Origin of the sequence: Aneurinibacillus thermoaerophilus (assembly GCF_900099925.1) — a bacterium.
GTDB lineage: Bacteria > Bacillota > Bacilli > Aneurinibacillales > Aneurinibacillaceae > Aneurinibacillus > Aneurinibacillus thermoaerophilus.
The window spans coordinates 20,629-41,948 of record NZ_FNDE01000034.1 but is presented as its reverse complement, the minus strand read 5'-3'; the positions used below and the strand labels follow the sequence as shown (position 1 = coordinate 41,948).

The following is a 21,320-nucleotide window of genomic DNA, read 5'->3' as shown; positions in this document are numbered from 1 at the left end:
CGGAAAACATGGAGAAATTGATTTCTCTATGGTTCCGGTCCTTGATGCCGAAGAAGTTGTGAAAGAAAACGAACAACTTAAACGGTTACTTGGCGAACAAGCATTAGAACTTGCGATTTTACGTGATTTGATAAAAAAGAAAAACCCTCACTTGCTGAAAAACTTGAAGTAGCGGAACGCTATATTCAGCAGGGCTATCCAAAACGGCTAGTCTTGCGTTTTGCCCGGATTCCACGCTCCACGTATTACTACCATCGAAAACGAAAAGGGCAGAACGTGGAACCAGTGAAAAGTGAGGGACGAGCCATACCGGGCTATTCCCTAGAGCAGGACGGCTCGGTCATTGCGTATCATAATTGGTCTGTCCTGTGAGGCAAAGGATGCGAGTCGTACGGTACAACAGGCATTGTTTAAACGGCAATTATTTGGAGAAACACGTCCCGTTCTTCGTTCCGATAATGGCCCACAGTTTACGTCTCATCATTTTATACAAGCATGTGAAACGTTTGGAATTGTTCATGAGCGTATTCCGCCACGAACACCGAATATGAATGGGCACATCGAAGCGTTTCATCGCATCCTGGAAGATGAATGTCTGGCACGTTATGAGTTTATGTCCTATGCAGAGGCGTATCAAGTTGTAACAGATATCCGCTTTTATAACGAGAGACGAATCCATTCGAGCATTTGCGATTTAGCTCCACAAGAGTTTTATGCGCTTCAAATAGAACGTAAGTTCGTAATTAGAGAAGTGCGAGTATAAGCGAGGAATTTTACGAAAAAGGATGAATAAGGTTGTTTGTGTCCAAGTAATGGGGGTTAATCCGGCCTCTTTGCTTGGAATGCAAGGAGGGAAGTTTGTTAATGAAAATTTTTCCTGGGACATTATTGTAAAGAAATATAACAATTTCTTTTCTGAATTATATAGAGATATGTCTGAATAAACATAAATGGAGTTTATTATAGAAGTAGAGAGGGGAAATAGACTAATGGGAAATAGATTTTTTCAAATAATTAATTTGAAATCATTTTTTGCCTATATAATAATCACGTTATTAAGTTTTTTGATGTTAGTATATATAATGGAGCTATGGGATGTTGATTTAAATGTTCCGCTTGTATATTTAGGTGATGGTTTATCAGCAGGAATGTTAGTGAAAAGCGTAATTGATAATGGTTGGTTTTTGGAAAATCAATATTTAGGAGCACCTATAGGTGCGAATTTATATGATTATCCATTATCTGACGGATTTCATTTTCTTTTAATGAAATTAATAGCCTTGTTTCACCCTGATTATGCATTTGTAATGAATTTTTATTTGATACTTACATTTCCGTTTACAGCTATAGTATCATTTTTTGTTTTTCGACAATTTAACATTTCTTATATTCCAGCCTTTGTTGGTAGTATGCTGTATACTTTTTTGCCATACCATTTTTTTCGGTGGGCAGGTGGGCATATCTTTTTGGCTGCATATTATACAGTACCATTGGTAGTTATGGTTTTTTTATGGATGTTTTGTGAGAAAAATTTTCTCTTTTTCTATAATGAGGACAAAGGCAAGTATAAGTTTGAGTTATTTAGTTTTAAATCCATGGTTAGTATAATTGCTTGTCTTTTAATCTCATCTAGTGGTATATATTATGCATTTTTTACGTGTTTTTTTCTTGCTGTTCAAGGTTTAGCTATATCTATTTTTAGGAAAAGATTTATACCTATAGTAGTTGCTGGTTTCTTAATATCTACGGTATGTATAGGAGTTTTGGCTAACGTAGTTCCTAATATAATTTATACACATTATAACGGGGAAAATAGCGAGGTTGGAAAACGAAGTCCATTAGAAGCCGATCTATATGGTTTGAAGATTTCACAATTGCTTCTTCCGATTTCTGGACATAGAATTAGTTTTCTTAAGGAGTTGAAGGAGAAATATAACAGTTCTTTTCCTTTGGTCAATGAGAACGATAATGCATCTTTGGGGATTTTAGGAAGTACTGGTTTTTTAATCTCTCTATATATTTTCTTATTTAGACGTGAGCAAAAAAATGATATTAAGCAAAATTTAAGTTTCCTTAATGTTTGTTCGATACTCTTTGCTTCAATAGGTGGTTTAAGTACGTTATTTTCAATTTTGATATCTCCTCAAATTAGGGGGTATAATCGTATAAGTGTATTTATAGCTTTTTTTTCTATTTTTATTTTGGTACTAGTATTTAACGACTTTAAAAAAAAGTTTATTAGTAATAGAGCTTTGAAAATAGTTTTTAATACTTTCTTGATAATAATTTGTCTAGTGGGAATTTTGGATCAAACAAATAAAAATTTTTTCTTACCCTATGAAATATTGGAAAAAGAATATAAAAATGATAAGGAGTTTATTCGAAAAATTGAAGTTTCCCTACCAAAAGGAGCAATGATTTTTCAAATGCCTTATGTTTCTTTTCCTGAACAGCCTCCTGTAAATCAAATGGGTGGATATGATTTGGCAAAAGGGTATTTACATTCTACCAACTTAAAATGGAACTTTGGAGCAACAACTGGAAGAGAAAGTGATGCATGGCAAAAGAATACCATAAATAAAACTTTGGATGAGATGATTGAAACATTATCTTTAGCAGGTTTTAAGGGAATATATATTGATCGGAACGGTTATGCGGATAAAGGGATTGAGATAGAAGGGAAACTCTCATCAATACTTAAAACTAAGCCGTTAATTAGTGAAAATCAAAGATTATCTTTTTTTAATATGGAGACGTATAATAAGGAAGTTGAAAATAAATACACAAAAAATGAATTGAATTTAAAAAGGGATAATGCTCTACATCTTGTTTTATTAACATGGAAAAATGGATTCTATGGTTTAGAGCAGAATGAAAGTGGTAGCTGGCGATGGAGTCAGGATAAGAGTTCGATGATAATTAATAATTATTCTTCAAAAGAGAGAATTGTTACTATCGAAATGTCTTTTCAAACAGGATATGAACAATTGTCTAGTTTGTTTATAGAAACCCCGACGTTTAAAGAAGAGTTAAAAGTAAATAATAAAGAAAAAAAATATATAAAAACAATACGGATTCCTTCGGGAAGTTACATTATTAAATTTACTAGCAATGCTGAGAAGGTTAATGTGCCTGATGAATCACGTAATTTATTTTTTAGAGTAAACAACTTTAAAATAGACTATAAATAATAGCATACACTAAAATTTTTGTAGAGGATAACATATGGAAAATAAAGTTATTAACTTCAAGAAAATTATTGATTCTCGAGGTTCCCTAGTAGCTATTGAGGAAAATAAGAATATCCCATTTTCAATTAAGCGTGTGTATTACATTTTTGATACGAAGGGAGAAGAGCCAAGGGGATTTCATGCGCATAAAAAATTAGAGCAGGTACTTGTTTGCTTGAACGGGAGTTGCCGTGTTATTCTCGATGATGGAAATATAATACAGGAGATAACTCTTGATAGTCCTGCAGTTGGTCTTTATGTAGGACCTGCTGTTTGGCATGAAATGCATGATTTCTCAAGTGATTGTGTGATGATGGTATTAGCTAGTGATTATTACGATGAAACGGACTATATTCGGCAATATGATAACTTTAAAAAGTATATCGCTAAAATTAATCTAGAAAAAGAAGGATAAACTGTAATTTCGTTTAGAATATTATCGATAATATATGTGTTATTATTAAGGAGAGAAAGTTAATGTCTAGTTCTAGTGAAACTTGTTTTGTTCACCCTAACGCAATTGTAGAGACCAAAAAGATAGGAAATAATACGAGAATATGGGCCTTTGTTCATATTCTTCCTCAGGCAATGATAGGGGATAATTGTAACATTTGCGATCATTGTTTTATTGAAAATGATGTGTTTATTGGGAATAATGTGACTGTGAAATCAGGTATCTATATTTGGGACGGAGTGTATATTGAAGATAATGTATTCTTAGGGCCTAATGTTGTATTTACTAATGATGTTTTCCCACGAAGTAAGGTGTATCCAGAATCGTTTGGGAGAACTATAGTTAAGAAGGGTGCCAGTATTGGTGCTAATAGTGTTATTGTTGCAGGGAATATTATAGGGGAGTACGCTATGGTTGGGGCAGGATCTGTTGTAACCCGTGATATTCCTGATTATGCATTGGCTTATGGTAATCCTGCAAGAATAAAGGGATATGTATGCCAATGTACTTCTAAATTAAAATTTATAGATAATCAAGCTGTATGCCAATGCGGAAAAAGATATAAATATGCTGATGGTATTGTTTCTCAATTAATTATTTAATGTAATAGGTGGGGTATGATGATTCCTTTTTTGGATTTAAGACAAATAAATATGAGATATCAAAAAGAGATTCAACAAGCAATGAATAGAGTGCTTGAATCGGGATGGTATATTTTAGGGGGAGAAGTGGATGATTTTGAAAGAAAGTTTGCCAGTTATTGTGGTGCAAAATATTGTATTGGGGTAGCAAATGGACTAGATGCTTTAACATTGATTATTAGAGCATATGATATAGGATTAGGAGATGAGGTAATAGTTCCTTCCAATACCTATATTGCTTCTATTCTTGCTATTTCAGCAAATGGTGCTACTCCTGTTTTGGTTGAACCAGATATAAATACATACAATATTGATCCCCTAAAAATTGAAGAGAAAATAACTTCGCGTACAAAAGCGATTATGGTTGTTCATTTATATGGACAATCATGCGATATGGAATCAATCAATTTGATAGCTAAAAAATATAATTTAAAAGTAATAGAAGATTGTGCACAAGCGCACGGAGCCATTTATAATGGAAAACGGGTAGGAAGTCTTGGAGATGCGGCTGGCTTTAGTTTTTATCCAGGGAAAAATTTAGGAGCATTAGGTGACGGTGGCGCGATCACAACAAACGATGCTGAACTAGCTGAACGCTTAAATGTTTTACGTAATTATGGTTCACATAAAAAGTATGAAAATCTTTTTAAAGGTGTTAATAGTCGCTTAGATGAATTACAAGCGGCGATCCTTAGTATAAAACTTTCTTACTTGGATGATGATAATCAAAGAAGACGGGAAATTGCAGCATATTATTTAGAACATATAAAGAATCCGTTTATTCATTTGCCAACTGTTACGGATGATAAGGCTCATGTTTGGCATTTATTTGTAGTTCGAGTAAAGGAAAGAGAAGCATTTCAGTACTATTTGGCAGAACAAAACATTCAAACCCTTATTCATTATCCGATTCCGCCACATAAACAAAAGGCTTATAGTGAGTGGCAGCAAGAAAGCTTTCCGATTTCTGAACAAATACATAGTGAGGTTGTTAGTTTGCCCATAAGCCCAGTTATGAGTAGAGAGGAAGTCGAAAGGGTTGTGGAGGCTGTTAACAGGTATGGATACTAGAAAAAAGTTTTCTATTCTTGTTCCTATTTATTTTAATGAGCTCAATATCCCGTATACAGTACCAAGGTTGCAAAATTTGCAAAATATATTACCTGAGTATGACTTAGAATTTGTTTTTGTAGATGACGGTTCTCAGGATAATTCCTTATCTTTGCTTTTAGAGGCAAAAAAGAGTGACGAACGAATCAAAGTAATTAAACTTAGTAGAAATTTTGGTTCAATGTCTGCTATTTCTGCGGGACTTCATTACGTTACAGGAGATTGTGTAGGAATTATCGCTGCCGATTTGCAAGATCCACCAGAATTATTTGCAGAGATGATAAAAAGTTGGGAGTCGGGAAAGAAAATAGTTATGGCGACCCGTTCTGATCGGGAAGAGTCTTTTTCGCAAAAGTTGTTTTCAAACTCCTATTATTTCCTTATGGATAAGTTTGCAATAAAAAATTATCCGAAAGGAGGTTTTGATTTCGTTCTTCTGGATAAGCAAGTTGTGCAAGAATTGAATAACATAAACGAGAAGAATACGAATATCATGAGCCTTATATTCTGGCTAGGACATGAACAGGACTTTATTCCATATGTAAGGCAGAAGAGAGAATTAGGCAAATCCCGATGGACAATGTCGAAAAAAATAAAGCTATTTATTGATTCATTTGTTAGTTTTTCTTATGTTCCAATTCGCTTTATGTCATTAGTTGGTTTTTTTACGGCACTTCTTAGTTTTTTATATGGTATATTCGCTGTTTTTAATACATTGACGGGTAATATTACTGTCCCTGGTTGGACGTCGGTTATTGGCCTAATTACTTTTTTGCTAGGTTTAATCATGGTTATGTTAGGAATTATTGGGGAGTATTTGTGGCGGGTATTAGATGAAGCGCGAAATAGACCGCATTATATAATTGACGAAGTATATGAATAAGGAATTTTTTCGTTTTCTTATTGTTGGTGGACTAAATACGGGAATTACATATGGAATATATCTTGTTTTATTATTAGGATTCCCGTATGTATTAGCGTACTCTGGTTCTTATATTATTGGAGTTTTTATATCCTATTATTTAAATTCGAAAATTGTCTTTCAAACAAATTTTAGTATAAAAAAAATGCTTCAGTTCCCATTGGTTTATGTTGTGCAATATGTCATAAATACAATGTTTCTTTATTTTTTGGTGCAAATGAACATTAGTGAGAAATTAGCACCTATTTTGGTGGTTATTTTATCTATTCCTATTACTTTTATTTTGAGTAAGTATATATTAAAAAAGTCTTAAAGTATAGTTTTTCTAAGGAGATGAGGATTGTTGAAAGGGATTATTCTCGCTGGTGGGAGCGGAACAAGGCTTTATCCATTAACACGTGCTATTTCTAAGCAACTGTTACCTGTGTATGATAAACCGATGATTTACTACCCTTTATCTGTACTTATGCTAGCGGGAATTCGTGATATTCTTGTTATATCTACCCCTGAAGACACACCGCGTTTTGAACAACTGTTAGGAGATGGAAGTGAGCTCGGTATTTCGCTTTCTTATGCAATTCAGCCTTCGCCTGATGGGCTAGCTGAAGCTTTTATTATAGGTGAAGATTTTATTGGACAAGATAATGTTGCACTTATTTTAGGAGATAATATATTTTATGGTCAAGGCTTCACTCCATTATTACAAAGAGCTGTAAATAGAAAAAAGGGTGCAACAATATTTGCTAATGTTGTGAAAGACCCGGAACGATTTGGTGTTGTCGAATTTGATGAAAATAATAAAGTTTTATCCATAGAAGAAAAACCTGTATATCCTAAATCTAATTTTGCTGTAACGGGACTTTATTTCTATGATAATGATGTTGTTAAAATTGCGAAACAAATCGAACCTTCTGCAAGAGGAGAATTAGAAATCACTGATGTAAACAAAATATATCTTGAAAGAGGAGATTTAAATGTTGAACTTTTAGGGCGTGGTTTTGCCTGGTTAGATACAGGAACACATGAATCTCTTCTTGAAGCTTCCCAATTTATACAAACAATAGAGAAAAGACAGGGGCTTAAAGTGGCTTGTTTAGAGGAAATTGCTTACTATAAGGGATATATAAATAAAGAGCAATTAATTAGATTGGCTGAACCATTAAAGAAAAACGAGTACGGAGCATATCTATTAGAACTCGCAGAAAAAGGCTCCCTACAAACCGGATCAATAAATACAAAGGAAGCGGTGCTTTATGGATAAAGAAGAAAAGATAAATTCGATTCTTGTTACAGGTGGAGCCGGATTTATAGGCTCAAATTTTATCCCTTATTTTCTAGAAAAATATAATAATTACAGAATAATAAACTTAGATGCTTTGACATATGCAGGAAGTTTAAACAACCTTCAAGAAGTTGAACATCATCCAAGATATAAATTTGTAAAAGGTGATATTAATAACCGTCAATTATTAGAATATCTTTTTGAACAATTTAATATAAAAGGTGTTATTCACTTTGCCGCAGAGTCACATGTTGATAATTCAATTAAAGGGCCAGACATTTTTATTGAAACGAATGTGAAAGGCACATTTACATTATTGGAGACTGCGCGTAAATTTTGGATGATTGCTCCTTTTAAGTATCGAGAAGGATATGAACAATGCCGCTTTCACCATATTTCAACAGATGAGGTATATGGGACATTAGGAGAAGAAGGTTATTTTACGGAAGAAACACCTTATGCCCCTAATAGTCCATATAGTTCTAGCAAGGCTAGCTCGGATATGATAGTACGTAGTTATTTTCATACATATGGGTTGAATGTAGTAACTACAAATTGTTCTAATAATTATGGTCCAAAGCAGCATGATGAAAAATTAATCCCAACTGTTATTAGGAAAGCACTTGCGAATGAGCATATTCCGATCTATGGAGATGGGAAGAATGTACGTGATTGGCTATATGTACTAGATCATTGTCAAGCTATTGATGCAGTTTATCATCGAGGAGTATGTGGTGAGGTTTATAATATCGGTTCTAGAAACGAGCAAAATAATTTACAGATTGCTCATATGATTTGTGAATTGCTAGATAGGATGAAACCTATAGCAAAAGGAAGGAGTTATAAGGAATTAATAACTCTTGTACAAGATCGCCCTGGGCATGATCGTAGGTATGCGATTGACCCTAAAAAAATTGAAACTCAATTAGGCTGGAAAGCAGAAGAAAATTTTGAAGATGGGATTAGAAAAACGGTTCAGTGGTACTTAAACAAATATGAATAAGAAACATTTTTTACCACTTTTTATTTAAAAGGAAGTTGTTTAACCTATATAAGTTGAATTTAATTTTTACATCTTAATACAAAGTCTATCAATGACTATCTCAGGCATCTGGTTAATAGAGGAAATAAACGCTTGTACATGTTTGCGGATGTCTTGGACAGATTTGTGGAACACATTGTAAATGACGGCACTTTTCAGCTATTTCCACAATCCTTCAATCAAGTTCATTTCCGGGCTGTATGGCGGCAAGAATACAAGCTCTAGCCGGTTCTGATTTTCTTCTAAAAAAGGCTGAATGAGACGGGCATGATGAATGCGGGCATTGTCTAACACCATGACAATCTTGCCTGTCGGGTACTGTTTCGGCACATGCTGAAGAAAACGCAGAAAAGCTTCTGCATCGTATTGTTCCTCTTCTACGCAGTGTACGCGGCCTGTTTCATAGTTCAGTACGCCAATGAGCTTAACTCCGTGATGCTTGCCATAAGTCGGAATGATGCGCTGCTTTCCGCGCAGAAACCAGGTGTACTGCACTGCCTGATAATCACGAATCATGCACTCGTCCTGAAACAGAAGATGAGCGATTTCTTCATCCATCAGTTTTTTTTAAAGCAGGAAATGTTTCTTCCCGGAACCCCCTTTGCTTCTCAGGGTCTGCTTGGGCAAGAGTATACGTTGGCTTGGTGTAGCTCAGGCCAAGGCTTCCGAGCAGACGCGACATGCCACGTAAGGTGTAGGTTTTCTGCCATTTCTGTTCGACAAGTGCCACAATAAGAGCCAATGTCCAGTTGTAGCGGGCTTCAAATCCTACATCTACCGGAAGATGATTGACGATGATGTCTACCAGTTCCTGTTCTTGTTCTGGTGTCAGTTTGTGAGGCGCACCGGGCGATGCATGGCGCACGAGCCCCTCTAAGCCTTGTTCCCGGTAGGCTTTGACATATGTGCCCACCGTTTTTTTATTCCGGCCAATGATGGCACTGATTTGCTCATATTTGTATCCCTGCAGAAATAAAGAGATGGCTTGGTAGCGTTCATACATTCGCTTGTCTTTTGTCTGTTTCATCGCTTGTTGTACAGTTTGCAGTTCTGTTGGATGAATATTCATGTCTATTTCTCCTATCCCGTTCCTAGTTTGTTTGCTTCTATTGTAACACAGGATAGAAGAAGAATTTATTTAATTCAACTTATATAGAAGTATATTTAATGTAAGGAGACACTATAAAATGAAACTCATTTTACTTTCCGGTGGCTCGGGTAAACGATTATGGCCATTATCTAACGATTCGCGATCTAAACAATTCTTAAAAGTACTCAAAAATGATAACAATGAATTTGAATCCATGGTACAACGAGTATGGAACCAGCTTCATACAGTTGGTTTAGCAGAAGACTCTTACGTTGCCACTAGCAAATCACAAGTAGACATGCTGCATGCCCAATTAGGAACTGAAGTTCCTCTTATTATCGAACCCGAACGTAGAGATACATTCCCAGCAATCGCTTTAGCAGCCACATATCTATACTCCATGGAAGGAGTACGAGAGGATGATGTGATTTCTGTTCTTCCTGTTGATCCATATGTGGAATCGCGTTTTTTTGATCGGGTTAAAGATTTGGAAACAGCACTTGTACAATCATCTGCAGAGTTAGCGTTAATAGGGGTAAAACCAACCTTCCCTTCTGAAAAATATGGCTACATTGTCCCCAAAAAAGGTGAACATGATGTTGTAGCGAATGTATTAGCTGTTGATTATTTCGTTGAAAAGCCAAGTACAAGCCGTGCGCAAGAACTTATGAAGCAGCAAGCATTCTGGAACTGCGGAATTTTCGCATTTAAGTTGGGATACCTTATTTCTCTTTTAAAAGAAAAAAAATTACCAACTGATTATGAAGAAATGCTTCATACATATAACCAGTTGCCTAAGATCAGCTTTGATTACGAAGTGGTAGAAAAGGCTCAAAATATTATTATGCTTCCATACGAAGGCGAATGGAAAGACCTTGGAACATGGAATACACTAACCGAAGAGATGAATACGAATCTTCTGGGAAAAGGTATCATTAGCGAGGGGTGTGAAAACACGCATCTGATTAACGAACTCGATATTCCAGTTACCATTCTAGGAATATCTAATGCGGTGATTGCAGCCAGCCCGGACGGTATTCTTGTTACGGATAAAGAAGCCAGTCCCCGAATCAAAGATATTATGAAAAACTTTAATCAGCGCCCAATGTATGAAGAGCGGCGCTGGGGATGGTACCGTGTACTGGATCATACGAAAGTAGAGAATGGAAATGAAGTTTTAACGAAACGCATCGGGGTTCATGCCGGGAAAAACTTAAGTTACCAAATTCATCATAAGCGGAGTGAAGTATGGACGATTATTTCCGGTGAAGGACAATTTGTTTTAAACGATCAATTATATCATGTAAAACCGGGAGACGTCTTGCAGATTCCTGTGGGTGCTAAACATGCCATTCGTGCTATTACCGATTTACAGTTTGTCGAAGTACAAACAGGCAGTGAATTGATCGAGGAAGATATTATTCGCCTGTGTATGACATGGGAAGAAACGCTAGACTGTTGCAAGGATTGCATAGTAAAAGTTATTCGCTGATATTCTCTGAGGCCCTTTGGGAGATAATCTTCAAGGGCCTGTTTTTTTAGGAGGGATTATCATAAAGGTTTTATTTGAGTCACAGCCTTTATTAGGACGACGCACCGGCATTGGGCGTTATGTAGAGAGACTAACGGCCAGCCTGCAGGAGAATCAGGATATTGATTTGTTTTATTGGTTTAATCAACAGTTCAATGTAAAATTATTGCAAATGTTAGATGTTCCGTCGACTAAGATCAGAAATTCCCGGTATTTCTATAAGGTGATTCGGCGTTTAATGAAGCCTAACTTTTTGCATGACTTGCCTGTCGACTTAGGGGAATCGTTCGATATTTTTCATGGAGGTAATTTTATTACTTATCAAACCAGAAAGGCAAAAAATGTACTTACCATTCATGACTTAGCTTTTCTTCAGTTTCCAGAGGTGGCCAGTGAGCAGACGTATCGCCATCACTCCTTATGGCTCCCTTATTCAATAAAAAAGGCAGACCATATTATTGCTGTATCACAGCATACTAAAGAGGATATTATTCGCTATTATGATGTACCTGACGAAAAAATCAGCGTCATTTATTTGGCGGCAGACGACCAGATTAAAAAAGAGGACAGGCCTTTAAAGGAAGAAGTACAAGCGAAATATAATTTACCGGAAAAATACGCGTTGTATGTAGGGACAATTGAGCCAAGAAAGAACATCCCATTTATGCTGGAAGGATATGCTCTTGCTAAACAAAAATATAAATTTCCTCATAAGCTTGTGATTGCTGGGGCGAAAGGGTGGAAGTACGAAAAAGTATATGAGACGTTTGAAAAATATCGGTTGCATAACGATGTAATTTTTACTGGTTATGTGGAAGATATGGACTTACCTGTTCTGTATGAGAATGCGGATGTGTTCCTGTTTCCATCACGATACGAAGGATTTGGTATTCCCGTATTGGAAGCCATGCAATGTGGGGTAGCCGTTATTGCTTCTAATGTATCTTCTCTTCCTGAAATTGTAGGAGAAGCGGGGAGATTGGTATCACTGGAGAAACCGGAAGAATTTATCGATAGTATTGGTGAGCTATTGACAAATGAGGCGAAAAGAAGAGAATACGAAGAAGCGGGCAGACGACAAGCCCGGATGTTTAGCTGGAAAAAAGCCGCTTCCGAAACGGTTACTGTCTATCGGAGCTTATTGTAAGAAGAAAGTAAAAAAACAGGAGTTATATATGAAAATATTACAAGTAAATAAATTTTATCCCCCGGTCATTGGAGGGGTTGAAAAAGTTGTATATGATTTGGTAGAAGGAATGTGTTCACTTGCGGAAATGGAGGTGCTTGTTGCTAATACTGAATGGAAATATGTACAGGAAATCGAACATAAGGCAAAGATACATAGGGTTCCGAGTATTGGCACTTACTTTTCCATGCCGGTAGCTCCTACGTTTCCGCTTTGGCTTAAAAAAATTAAGACCGATATTATACATTTTCACTTTCCTTTTCCGTTAGGAGAGTTGTCTTATTTGCTTGTAGACAAGATAGCAAATATACCGGCGAAAACAGTCGTAACATGGCATAGTGATATCGTTAGGCAAAAGCGTTTTTTGAAGCTTTATCACCCTTTTCTAAAGAGATTTCTTGAAAAAGTGGACACAATCATTGCGACTTCACCGAATATGGTTGAGGCCTCTCCATACTTAAAAGAGCATAAAGATAAATGTCGGGTAATTCCGCTTGGAATTGATGTTAAAGAATGGGAAAAAACAGACAAGCTTTTTGAGAATGTGAAAAAGGTAAGAGAAGAGGTGGCTATAAAGCCTATTATTTTGTTTGTAGGACGTCTTGTTTATTACAAGGGTGTCGAATATTTAATTGAGGCGATGACAGAGATAAATGCCTCCCTTTTTCTTGTTGGCGAAGGGCCTTTAAAACCGTTATTACAAAAAAGAGCTGAGGAACTAGGAATTACGGAAAAAATAAACTTCTTGGGAGGGGCAAGCAAAGAGCAATTAGTGACATATCTGCATGCTTGTGACATTTTCGTTTTACCTTCTGTAGAGCGAAGTGAGGCTTTTGGGATTGTCCAACTTGAAGCCATGGCGTGCGGAAAGCCTATAGTAAGCACAAATTTAGCTACAGGTGTGCCATTTGTAAATCAGGATGGAAAAACGGGAATTGTAGTACCACCAAAAGATATAAAATCCTTGACACAAGCTCTTACTTTCTTAATTGAAAATGAATCTGTTCGAAAGCAATATGGTGAACGAGGGAAAGAAAGGGTTTATGAGCATTTCACACGAGAGAAAATGGTACAAAGTGTATATACGTTGTACCAGGAACTCCTGGAAGGTGGAACAACATAATGGGAGATATTTATGTAAATGCTCGTTTCATGAATCAAGTTGTTACCGGAGTACAACGGTATGCTTGGGAGATTACTAATCATTTACGGGATAGAGTTCATATCATACAGCCGGGCAAGAGCTTTTCCGGAGAAGCAGGTCATTTTTGGGAGCAGATTGTACTTCCGGGCAGAATGCCGCGGAATGCTCTGCTTTGGTCGCCAGCGGGGGCGGGGCCTTTATTAGTATCTAAGCAAGTTGTAACGCTCCATGATATTGCCCATCTTGAACACCCGGAATGGTATAGTTCGAAATTTGCGGCTTGGTACCGCTGGTTGTTGCCTAAGCTTACTCGAAGAGTAGAACATATCTTGACGGTCTCGGAATATTCCAGAAGTAGAATAATAGAAATATTAAATGTGTCACCGGAAAAAGTAAGTGTTGTTAATTGTGGCATAGAAAATCACTTTTTCCAAGTGTCTCCTAAACAAATTCGACGTGTTCGACAGAAATATGGATTGCATGGGGATTATATTTTAAGTGTATCGTCCATTTCGCCTCGCAAAAATTTTGAGCGTATTTTTAAAGCCTGGAAAATAATAAATACGAAATATAAGCATGTATCACTGGTTATTGTGGGAAGTCGAAATTTGGCGTTTGCCGCAAATAAAGAGCTTGGAAAACTGCCGGAAAGAACGATTATTACGGGGTATGTGGAGGGCCAGGATTTACCGGCCATTTACGCGGGAGCCTTATCTTTTATTTATCCTTCTTTATATGAAGGTTTTGGGATTCCGATTTTGGAAGCGATGGCTACGGGAACATCGGTGGTTACATCGAATACGACGTCGATGCCGGAAGTTGCAGGGGATGCGGCTATATATGTAAATCCTTATGAAGTAAAGTCAATAGCAGAAGGGATCGAAAGGGTGATAGAGGAAAAGAAACTGCGTGAAGAGCTTGAGAAAAAAGGAAAAATAAGATGCAAACAATTTTCATGGAAACGTTCTAGTGAACAAATATGGAAGATATTATCTACGTATGCGGAATAAATCGTGAAAAAATTTCCTCCACATGTAGCATTTTGTCAGGTATATTGTTAATGAATGGAGGTTTTTATTGAGAAATCTTATTTTTTGGGGATGGCAACGGTATGAGCAGAAATTCAGTAGTCAAATTTTATAAAGTTTTGTTTTCTATTTTTGATTTATTTCTAGTAAATGTAGGAATTATTTTGGCCTTCCGTTTAAAGTTTGGTGAAGTTATACCTATGTATAACTGGTCTTCTTATATAACTATCTGGCCTTTCTTGTCTTTTGTAGCGCTTATTATTTTTTACATGTTTGACTTGTATTCCAATTGGAGAAGGAAAAGTCTATATCATCTCATTTACACCATTGTTCTTTCCATTGGGATGTTGAGTTTGTTTACGATGGCGCTTACCTTTTGGTACCGGGGATTTTCTTTTCCACGAAGCATTATCGTACTTTCGTTTATCATTCAGGTTATCCTTTTTACTTTAGTGCGTTCATTTATTTGGTGGATAGCTAAGCAGCGGTATGGACGCAGGAAAGTATTGATTATTGACGAAAATTTGGAGCAGGGCCTTCAGTTTGCTCGAAAATTTATGCAGCACACGTCCGGGTGGTTCATTATTCATAACTTTGTACCGGTAAGTGAATGGAAGCGGATGATGAACCTTATACAAGAAGTGGATGTCGTATTGCTTAGCCCATCGCTTAGCCGGGAACAGCAGGCTGATATTTTGAGTTATTGTTCCCGTTATGGTAAGGAAGTGTTGCTTGTACCGGAACTGTTTGAACTCTTTATTCTTGATGCCGAACCCCAGCAAATTGACGACATGTTGGTATTGTCCGTACAGCCTCCGGGATTAACCGCTGCACAATTGTTTTTGAAGCGTGCATTTGATATCGTGATGTCCGCGGTTTTAATCGTATTGTTAAGCCCTATTATGCTTGTCTTGTTTATTCTCGTTCCGCTTACATCGAAAGGGCCGGCGATTTTCAAGCAGGAACGAATCGGCCGGAACGGCAAAGAATATATGATTTACAAGTTCAGAAGTATGGTACATAATGCGGAGCAGAAGACAGGCCCGACCCTGGCGACGGATGACGATCCGCGCATTACGCCGTTAGGGAAGTTTATCCGGGCCACAAGGCTGGATGAGATTCCACAGCTTTTTAATGTATTGAGAGGGGATATGAGTCTGGTCGGGCCCCGGCCAGAACGTGCTTTTTTTATCAATCAATTTAAGGAGAATTTACCCGATTACACATATAGAATGTCTGTGAAGCCTGGCATCACCGGCCTGGCGCAGGTGATGGCAAAGTATAGTACGACGGTAGAGGATAAGTTACGGTTTGATTTAATGTATGTACGTAACTATTCGCTGGCGCTTGATATTAAAATTTTGTTGCAGACATTGCGGGTCGTTTTTCAGTGGGAACAATCGAGCGGGGTAAACCATAATCAACAGCTTTATGAACAAGATCTAATCAAGAAATTGAATCTTGAAATAGCCGCAGGACGAGGAAAAATCGTGGGCAAAAGAAGAAGCTAGGCATTTTTACAGGGAAGCTCCCTGTTTTTTTGTCGTTTTCTTTTCAACTGACGTACTACAAAGCGGCTGTTCGTCTTCTATGTGGAAAAAGATAAGCCAACGAGTTTTTTGTTGGATAGGCAGGATGATTAGCAAGATTTGTCGAAACGAGTAAAGGGCAAAAGGAGAAATGGAGGAAGTGCAATGGAAGAAAAGGTCTCAGGACGAACGCGAAATAATATTGTATATAGCTTACTTGGGTTGACACTTATCGGTATCATCACTGCCATAGTCATGGGAGGAAACCAGGATAAAGTGTATCAAGCGGATGCGCAAGCATATATGCAGGCGCAAAAACATTTGCAGCAAAACCAATTTGCCGAAGCGGAGAAAGTACTAAAACCGTTGCTTGCCACACATTCAGACAGCTACATATTGCAATGGCGATACGCTTCCAGTTTTGCCGGTCAGGGTAAATATGATGAGGCGGAAAAATATTTTATTCAGGCGCGGAAGCAAAGGCCATTTTTAGTGAGGAATCAGAAATATCTTGTTCAGTATGGAGAGGTACTATATAAGAAGCAAAACTATCAAAAGGCAAAAAGATATTTAGAAGAAGCGAAGAAAGTAAATACGAATCCACAGTTATCCGCACAGGCAGACGCCATGCTGAGAGAGATGGCGACGAAATATAAATAACGAAGGAGGGGAAATAAAGTGAGCACAAAACAGGGAATGAATATTGATCAAATGCTGAATATGGAAGGACAGAAAAGCGCGGATCGAGTCTTAATCTGGGGGTTACTGTTTGCGATTGCTGTTATTCCATTGCTAACAAGAGCCGCCATTTTTCCCTTCTTCTCTCCTGTGATTACAGGTACGTCACTTGATACGGGGATGAAGGCGGATATTTTTACATATTACAAATTTATCTGGCTTATGCTTGTAGTTGCATTTGCTATTTGTGTTTTTGTATACAAGATGTTGGCCAAAGGGTATCAGATTCAACCAAGCTATATAAATTTTCCGCTTCTTATCATGTTTGTGTTTGTCCTGTTATCCGGTGTATTTGCGGAGTATAAAACGCTTGCGATGTTTGGACAGTACAACCGACATGAGGGAACGCTGACGTACCTTGGCTATTTTATTCTTTTCTTTATTGCCGCTAATATTTTGTATACAGAAAAGAAAATGAATCTTCTTATTTATGCGCTGTACCCGCTTTTATTCATCAATGCCGGGCTTGGTCTCGCGTATTTTTATGGTTACGATATACTGAATAATGCCTTTTTCCAGGGGATTCTGCTTCCGGCCGGATTATCGAAAGAATCATTAAACGGATTCGTGAGCAGTACCATTAACAATCCTAACTATGTTAGCGGGATTGCCGGTATGCTTGTTGTACTGTTTTTGACAAAAGCCTTGCTTTCTGGCCAAGGAAAGAAGAAGGCATTGGATATTATTTGTGCCGTTGTTGCGTTTGCTCTTTTGCTTAGTTCGTTGTCAACCAGTGGCTTTGTTACGTTCGTTGTGCTATTGCCGCTTATTTTTGTAATGGTTTTACTAAGACGAAACAAAAAAGCCGCGCTTTTACCAGCATTAGTTATACTCATTGCGTTCCCGTTAGTTTTCTTTGCTATGAATAGCCATAATTCGCTAGTATGGAAGGAGAGTTTAGGCTTTTTCTTTGGAACTTCCAGCGGGGCAATGGAAGGGAAGAACAGCGCAGGCGAAGCAATTGGATGGAAAGATTTTGTACAAAAGCATTCCCCGTTTTCTGTGCATGTTGCTAGTGCGGCAACCGAGTCTGGAAATGCAGACGACGAATTCAACTTACCGCCGCAGGGCTGGGCAGCGGGAACGGGGCGTGTCTATATATGGTCCAAAACACTGGAACTTATTCAGGCAAACCCGTTCCTTGGCTATGGAATGGATACGTTAGCGTATTACTTTCCGCAGGACGATCCGTATAAAAATTCGGGAATCAATGATCCGAACACGATTGTGGATAAGCCGCATAACATGTACATTGGGCTGGCATTTGGTTCAGGGGTAATCATGTTGCTGGCATTTCTCGTTCTTATTGTGCGTCATGCCTGGCAGCATGTGCTCCTTTTTAAAAGACGAATTCAGACAGAACGGCAGGCGATTCTCGCCAGCTTGTTTGCCGGATGGTGTGCGTACCTTGTACAGGCTATGTTCAATGACTCGGTTATCGGGACAGGGTTTATTTTCTGGATTTTGTTTGGGGTTAGTGTTTCTTTGCTGAGAGAAGAGAGAACCGAATCTTAAGACAGAATCAGTTCATGAAAAAACGATAGGTTTTTGTACCTGCCGAAAAAAATTTTTTTCGGCAGGTGCAACTTTTTAAAGGTTTCATCGTCTAATAAGATGTAAGTCAAATGACAAAGGATGAATATTTCAAAGAGAAAGTAGCAAACAAAAAAATACATTAGATTTTGCGCAACTTTTCTCTATGAATATTCGTCTATATTAATGCAGTATATTGCAGATATGTCTAACAAGTAAAGAGATGCATTTTTTACTAGCTTCTCTATTTACTTTTAGACTGGGGCATTGTATACTGTGCTTTGTGAGACATGAAATAGTAGATTATACCAGAGTCATTCTATGATTTAGTCTCACGTGAAACTTTCATTATACTACATTGTACATAAGAAGAGCTCTACTCCTCGAAAGGGGGTGAAGGTACATAGTGGGAGTAAGAGGCTCGAGATATATAGATAAACAATACTCTCAACCGAACCGAAAGCGGAAATGTTCCTTCACAATGAAGACACGTGTTTACTGACGGCTAAGAATCGGAATGGTAAACACGGTGGCAAATTCCGCAAAAATATTACCCTAACTTAGGAGGAAAAAAACGTGAAGACGAATAAAGCTCTTAAAGTTTTAACGACTTCTGCGCTTCTTGCTTCTGTAGCTGCTCCGTTCGGCGCAGGTGTAGTAAGCGCGAACAGCACAAACCTTGTTGATAAGAGAGTGCAGGTAGGTAGCAATAGTGAGATAAATGGCACATCTCATCTTATTGTTAAAGAAGATGACACAAAATTTGGAGTATCTACAGGCGATACGTTCCGTGTGGAGCTGCCGGCTGGTACTGAATGGAAATTCTCTGACTCTGAATTTTATGTTGATGGTTCAGGTAATGTTTACAGCAGTGAATCTTCTGCTAGTCCTGACACGAAAGCAAAAGTTAATGTCATTTCAAGCAGAACGATTGAAGTTCGTCCGCTAGGAAATGGTTTTAAAAGTGGAGACCCAGACAGCAAAAATGCGATTAACATTCCGCTGCATGTGAAAGTGAATGGTGCCAGCGGTGAACTGAAATTGAAAATTGATAGCATGAACAGCACTGTTACTTCCGGCGAATACGTATTTGCTACAGTAAACACTGGCAATACACGTGCTGTTGTCGATACTGTTCGTTACATTGGTAAGAACGGTATAGGCGGACAAATTCGTATTGACGAAAACTTTGCTGGAGCTATTTCAGCAGGCACGCATTCTCTGAAATTGAAGTTACCGTCCAACTTTGAATGGGACGATATGTCAAGTGGTGAAATTAAATTTGGCGGTAGCTTTTTTGGAAATGCAAAAGTAGATGGAGCAATTATCGGTAATGGTGACAACACGTTAACGATTCCTGTAAAAATTTCTCAAAGCACTAGTGGTGCTACTCCTGGTTACATTTACATCACGCCAAAAATTAAAGCGAAAAGTGATGCTGCAAAAGGCACAGATGTAACTGTTAACATTAGTGGCGGCGATTTCTCTGATGCTGACCTGACAGTAGCAAAATATGGCGATTACGATGCTAATATTAAAGTTGAAAAAGTAGAAGAGCTAGTAGCTGGTAAATTCGATGAATATACGAAGACAGCTAAAATCACGATTGAGGAATCTGTACCGGGTTCTTTCTACAAAGATCGCGATATTGATGTGAAGTTCCCGTCTTGGGTGAAAGTTGTTGAAGTGTCTGACTGGAGCACATCTGGAGTCAAAGCTAATAAACCGAAAAATATTGACGGTACAGACGATGAGTTTAGCATTAAAATTGAAGAACCAACTACTAAAGAAAACACAACGCCTGGAAAAATTGAATTTAAAGTTCGTCTGAGCATCGATGCTAACAAAACGGGCGACATTGAAGCTACTGTTTCCGGTGGCGGTATCAAAGAACAAAAAGCAGTCGTTGCGAAAGCCATCGCTCCGGCAGCCGTTTCTGTGGAAGGAGACACTTCAAAACTGAAAATTGGTGCGCAGGATCAGGAAGGTCCTACCTTCTACATTACAGAAGCGAAAAAAGGTGTATTTGAAAAGAATGTTGAAGGTCCGAGCGGAAATGGAGAAATCATCGTTCGTCTCGCTAGCGGCGTGAAATTCTCTAAAGTACCGAAAGTTGAAGTTGTAGAAGGCGACGGCACGATCGATACAAGCAACGTTCGCCGCATTGAAAACGATAATGCGCTGGCTATCCCGATTAAAGGGGAAAGCACTTCTAAGCCGATGAAGTTGAAAGTTTCTGATGTTCGTCTGACGCTGGATCGTACCGTTCCGGAAGGCGATATCGAAGCGAAAATCGGTGGCTCTGCAGTTGTTGAGAACTATGTGAAAGACTCTAAAGGTTGGGTAGGAACAGGCCTTTATACAGGAACTGATAATAAGAATCCGGGCACATTCAATACACAACATGCTGTAACTTTCAAAATTGGTTCAACGATCACGCCGGCTCCGTCCGATACAACAGCGAAGAATATTGTATTCAAGCTCAACAGCAAAACATACACGGTTGACGGCAAAGAAATCGAAATGGATGCTGCTCCGCTTGTAGGCTGGGATCGCGCTTACCTGCCGGTACGCTTCGCTGCTAATGCGCTGAACGTATCCGACGATCAAATCATTTGGGATGACAAAACAAGCACGTTCACGATCTTCAAAGGCGACCGCGTAATCTCCGGTAAAGTCGGCGACAAGTTCCTGACAATTAACGGTGTGAAAACTCCGATGGATGTTCCGGTATGGCGCAACAAAGAGAAAACAAACAACCGCGTAATGGTTCCGATCCGTTACCTGGCTAACGCGCTGAACGCTGAAATCAACTGGAACAAAGAAACGAGCGAAATCACAATCCAAGTGAAATAATAAG

At 38.1% G+C, this 21,320-nt stretch carries 19 protein-coding genes and 1 pseudogene; 19 read left to right on the top strand and 1 reads right to left on the bottom strand.

Annotated features, from left to right (window positions below):
* Positions 1 to 213: 213 nt before the first annotated feature.
* From BLR88_RS19650 to rfbB, 11 genes are all read left to right on the top strand, one after another.
* Complete coding sequence (locus BLR88_RS19650) at positions 214 to 372, top strand: hypothetical protein (protein ID WP_175493642.1); 159 nt, start codon at positions 214 to 216, stop codon at positions 370 to 372.
* Positions 344 to 763, top strand: a complete 420-nt coding sequence (locus BLR88_RS14670) for an integrase core domain-containing protein (RefSeq protein WP_091261037.1) — start codon at positions 344 to 346, stop codon at positions 761 to 763. The genes BLR88_RS19650 and BLR88_RS14670 overlap by 29 nt, the downstream gene beginning before the upstream one ends.
* 22 nt (positions 764 to 785) lie before the next feature.
* Positions 786 to 944, top strand: coding sequence for a hypothetical protein (locus BLR88_RS19645; protein WP_175493641.1), 159 nt, complete (start codon positions 786 to 788; stop codon positions 942 to 944).
* A 45-nt stretch (positions 945 to 989) separates the two neighbouring features.
* Positions 990 to 3,191 carry a hypothetical protein gene (locus BLR88_RS14665; RefSeq protein ID WP_091261035.1) on the top strand — a complete coding sequence of 734 codons (2,202 nt, stop codon included), beginning with the start codon at positions 990 to 992 and terminating at the stop codon, positions 3,189 to 3,191.
* A 34-nt stretch (positions 3,192 to 3,225) separates the two neighbouring features.
* Positions 3,226 to 3,645, top strand: a complete 420-nt coding sequence (fdtA, locus tag BLR88_RS14660; RefSeq protein WP_091261033.1) for a TDP-4-oxo-6-deoxy-alpha-D-glucose-3,4-oxoisomerase — start codon at positions 3,226 to 3,228, stop codon at positions 3,643 to 3,645.
* 62 nt (positions 3,646 to 3,707) lie between these two features.
* Positions 3,708 to 4,286: a dTDP-3-amino-3,6-dideoxy-alpha-D-galactopyranose 3-N-acetyltransferase gene (gene fdtC / locus BLR88_RS14655; protein ID WP_175493639.1), complete on the top strand. Its 579-nt coding sequence runs from the start codon at positions 3,708 to 3,710 to the stop codon at positions 4,284 to 4,286.
* Between the two features lie 18 nt (positions 4,287 to 4,304).
* Complete coding sequence (gene fdtB / locus BLR88_RS14650; protein ID WP_091261031.1) at positions 4,305 to 5,396, top strand: dTDP-3-amino-3,6-dideoxy-alpha-D-galactopyranose transaminase; 1,092 nt, start codon at positions 4,305 to 4,307, stop codon at positions 5,394 to 5,396.
* Positions 5,386 to 6,318 carry a glycosyltransferase family 2 protein gene (locus tag BLR88_RS14645; RefSeq protein ID WP_091261025.1) on the top strand — a complete coding sequence of 311 codons (933 nt, stop codon included), beginning with the start codon at positions 5,386 to 5,388 and terminating at the stop codon, positions 6,316 to 6,318. Before fdtB ends, BLR88_RS14645 begins: the two co-directional genes overlap by 11 nt.
* The gene (locus BLR88_RS20585; RefSeq protein WP_091261023.1) at positions 6,311 to 6,670 is read left to right on the top strand and encodes a GtrA family protein; all 360 of its coding nucleotides are present in this window, start codon (positions 6,311 to 6,313) and stop codon (positions 6,668 to 6,670) included. Before BLR88_RS14645 ends, BLR88_RS20585 begins: the two co-directional genes overlap by 8 nt.
* A gap of 30 nt (positions 6,671 to 6,700) precedes the next feature.
* A complete protein-coding gene (gene rfbA / locus BLR88_RS14635; protein WP_091261039.1) occupies positions 6,701 to 7,618 on the top strand; it encodes a glucose-1-phosphate thymidylyltransferase RfbA in 918 nt (305 codons plus the stop codon).
* Positions 7,611 to 8,642, top strand: a complete 1,032-nt coding sequence (rfbB, locus tag BLR88_RS14630) for a dTDP-glucose 4,6-dehydratase (protein WP_091261020.1) — start codon at positions 7,611 to 7,613, stop codon at positions 8,640 to 8,642. The genes rfbA and rfbB overlap by 8 nt, the downstream gene beginning before the upstream one ends.
* Positions 8,643 to 8,708: 66 nt before the next feature.
* Here the strand turns inward: rfbB and BLR88_RS14625 are convergent.
* Positions 8,709 to 9,750: pseudogene (locus BLR88_RS14625) on the bottom strand (IS630 family transposase).
* Positions 9,751 to 9,868: 118 nt separating this feature from the next.
* Between BLR88_RS14625 and BLR88_RS14620 the strand changes: the two are divergent.
* The 8 genes from BLR88_RS14620 to BLR88_RS14585 all read left to right on the top strand — a co-directional run bounded on the left by BLR88_RS14620 (position 9,869) and on the right by BLR88_RS14585 (position 21,316).
* Entirely contained in the window at positions 9,869 to 11,263 is a 1,395-nt protein-coding gene (locus BLR88_RS14620; protein ID WP_057897468.1) for a sugar phosphate nucleotidyltransferase, read from the top strand.
* A 16-nt stretch (positions 11,264 to 11,279) separates the two neighbouring features.
* Positions 11,280 to 12,449, top strand: a complete 1,170-nt coding sequence (locus tag BLR88_RS14615) for a glycosyltransferase family 4 protein (RefSeq protein WP_091261018.1) — start codon at positions 11,280 to 11,282, stop codon at positions 12,447 to 12,449.
* A complete protein-coding gene (locus BLR88_RS14610; protein WP_091261016.1) occupies positions 12,340 to 13,611 on the top strand; it encodes a glycosyltransferase family 4 protein in 1,272 nt (423 codons plus the stop codon). The genes BLR88_RS14615 and BLR88_RS14610 overlap by 110 nt, the downstream gene beginning before the upstream one ends.
* The gene (locus BLR88_RS14605; protein WP_057897471.1) at positions 13,611 to 14,642 is read left to right on the top strand and encodes a glycosyltransferase family 4 protein; all 1,032 of its coding nucleotides are present in this window, start codon (positions 13,611 to 13,613) and stop codon (positions 14,640 to 14,642) included. The genes BLR88_RS14610 and BLR88_RS14605 overlap by 1 nt, the downstream gene beginning before the upstream one ends.
* 101 nt (positions 14,643 to 14,743) lie before the next feature.
* A complete protein-coding gene (locus tag BLR88_RS14600; RefSeq protein ID WP_091261015.1) occupies positions 14,744 to 16,171 on the top strand; it encodes a sugar transferase in 1,428 nt (475 codons plus the stop codon).
* 183 nt (positions 16,172 to 16,354) lie between these two features.
* Positions 16,355 to 16,849: a tetratricopeptide repeat protein gene (locus tag BLR88_RS14595; protein ID WP_057897473.1), complete on the top strand. Its 495-nt coding sequence runs from the start codon at positions 16,355 to 16,357 to the stop codon at positions 16,847 to 16,849.
* An 18-nt stretch (positions 16,850 to 16,867) separates the two neighbouring features.
* Complete coding sequence (locus tag BLR88_RS14590; RefSeq protein WP_091261013.1) at positions 16,868 to 18,442, top strand: O-antigen ligase family protein; 1,575 nt, start codon at positions 16,868 to 16,870, stop codon at positions 18,440 to 18,442.
* A 594-nt stretch (positions 18,443 to 19,036) separates the two neighbouring features.
* Positions 19,037 to 21,316: a copper amine oxidase N-terminal domain-containing protein gene (locus BLR88_RS14585; RefSeq protein ID WP_091261012.1), complete on the top strand. Its 2,280-nt coding sequence runs from the start codon at positions 19,037 to 19,039 to the stop codon at positions 21,314 to 21,316.
* The last annotated feature ends 4 nt before the right edge of the window (positions 21,317 to 21,320 follow it).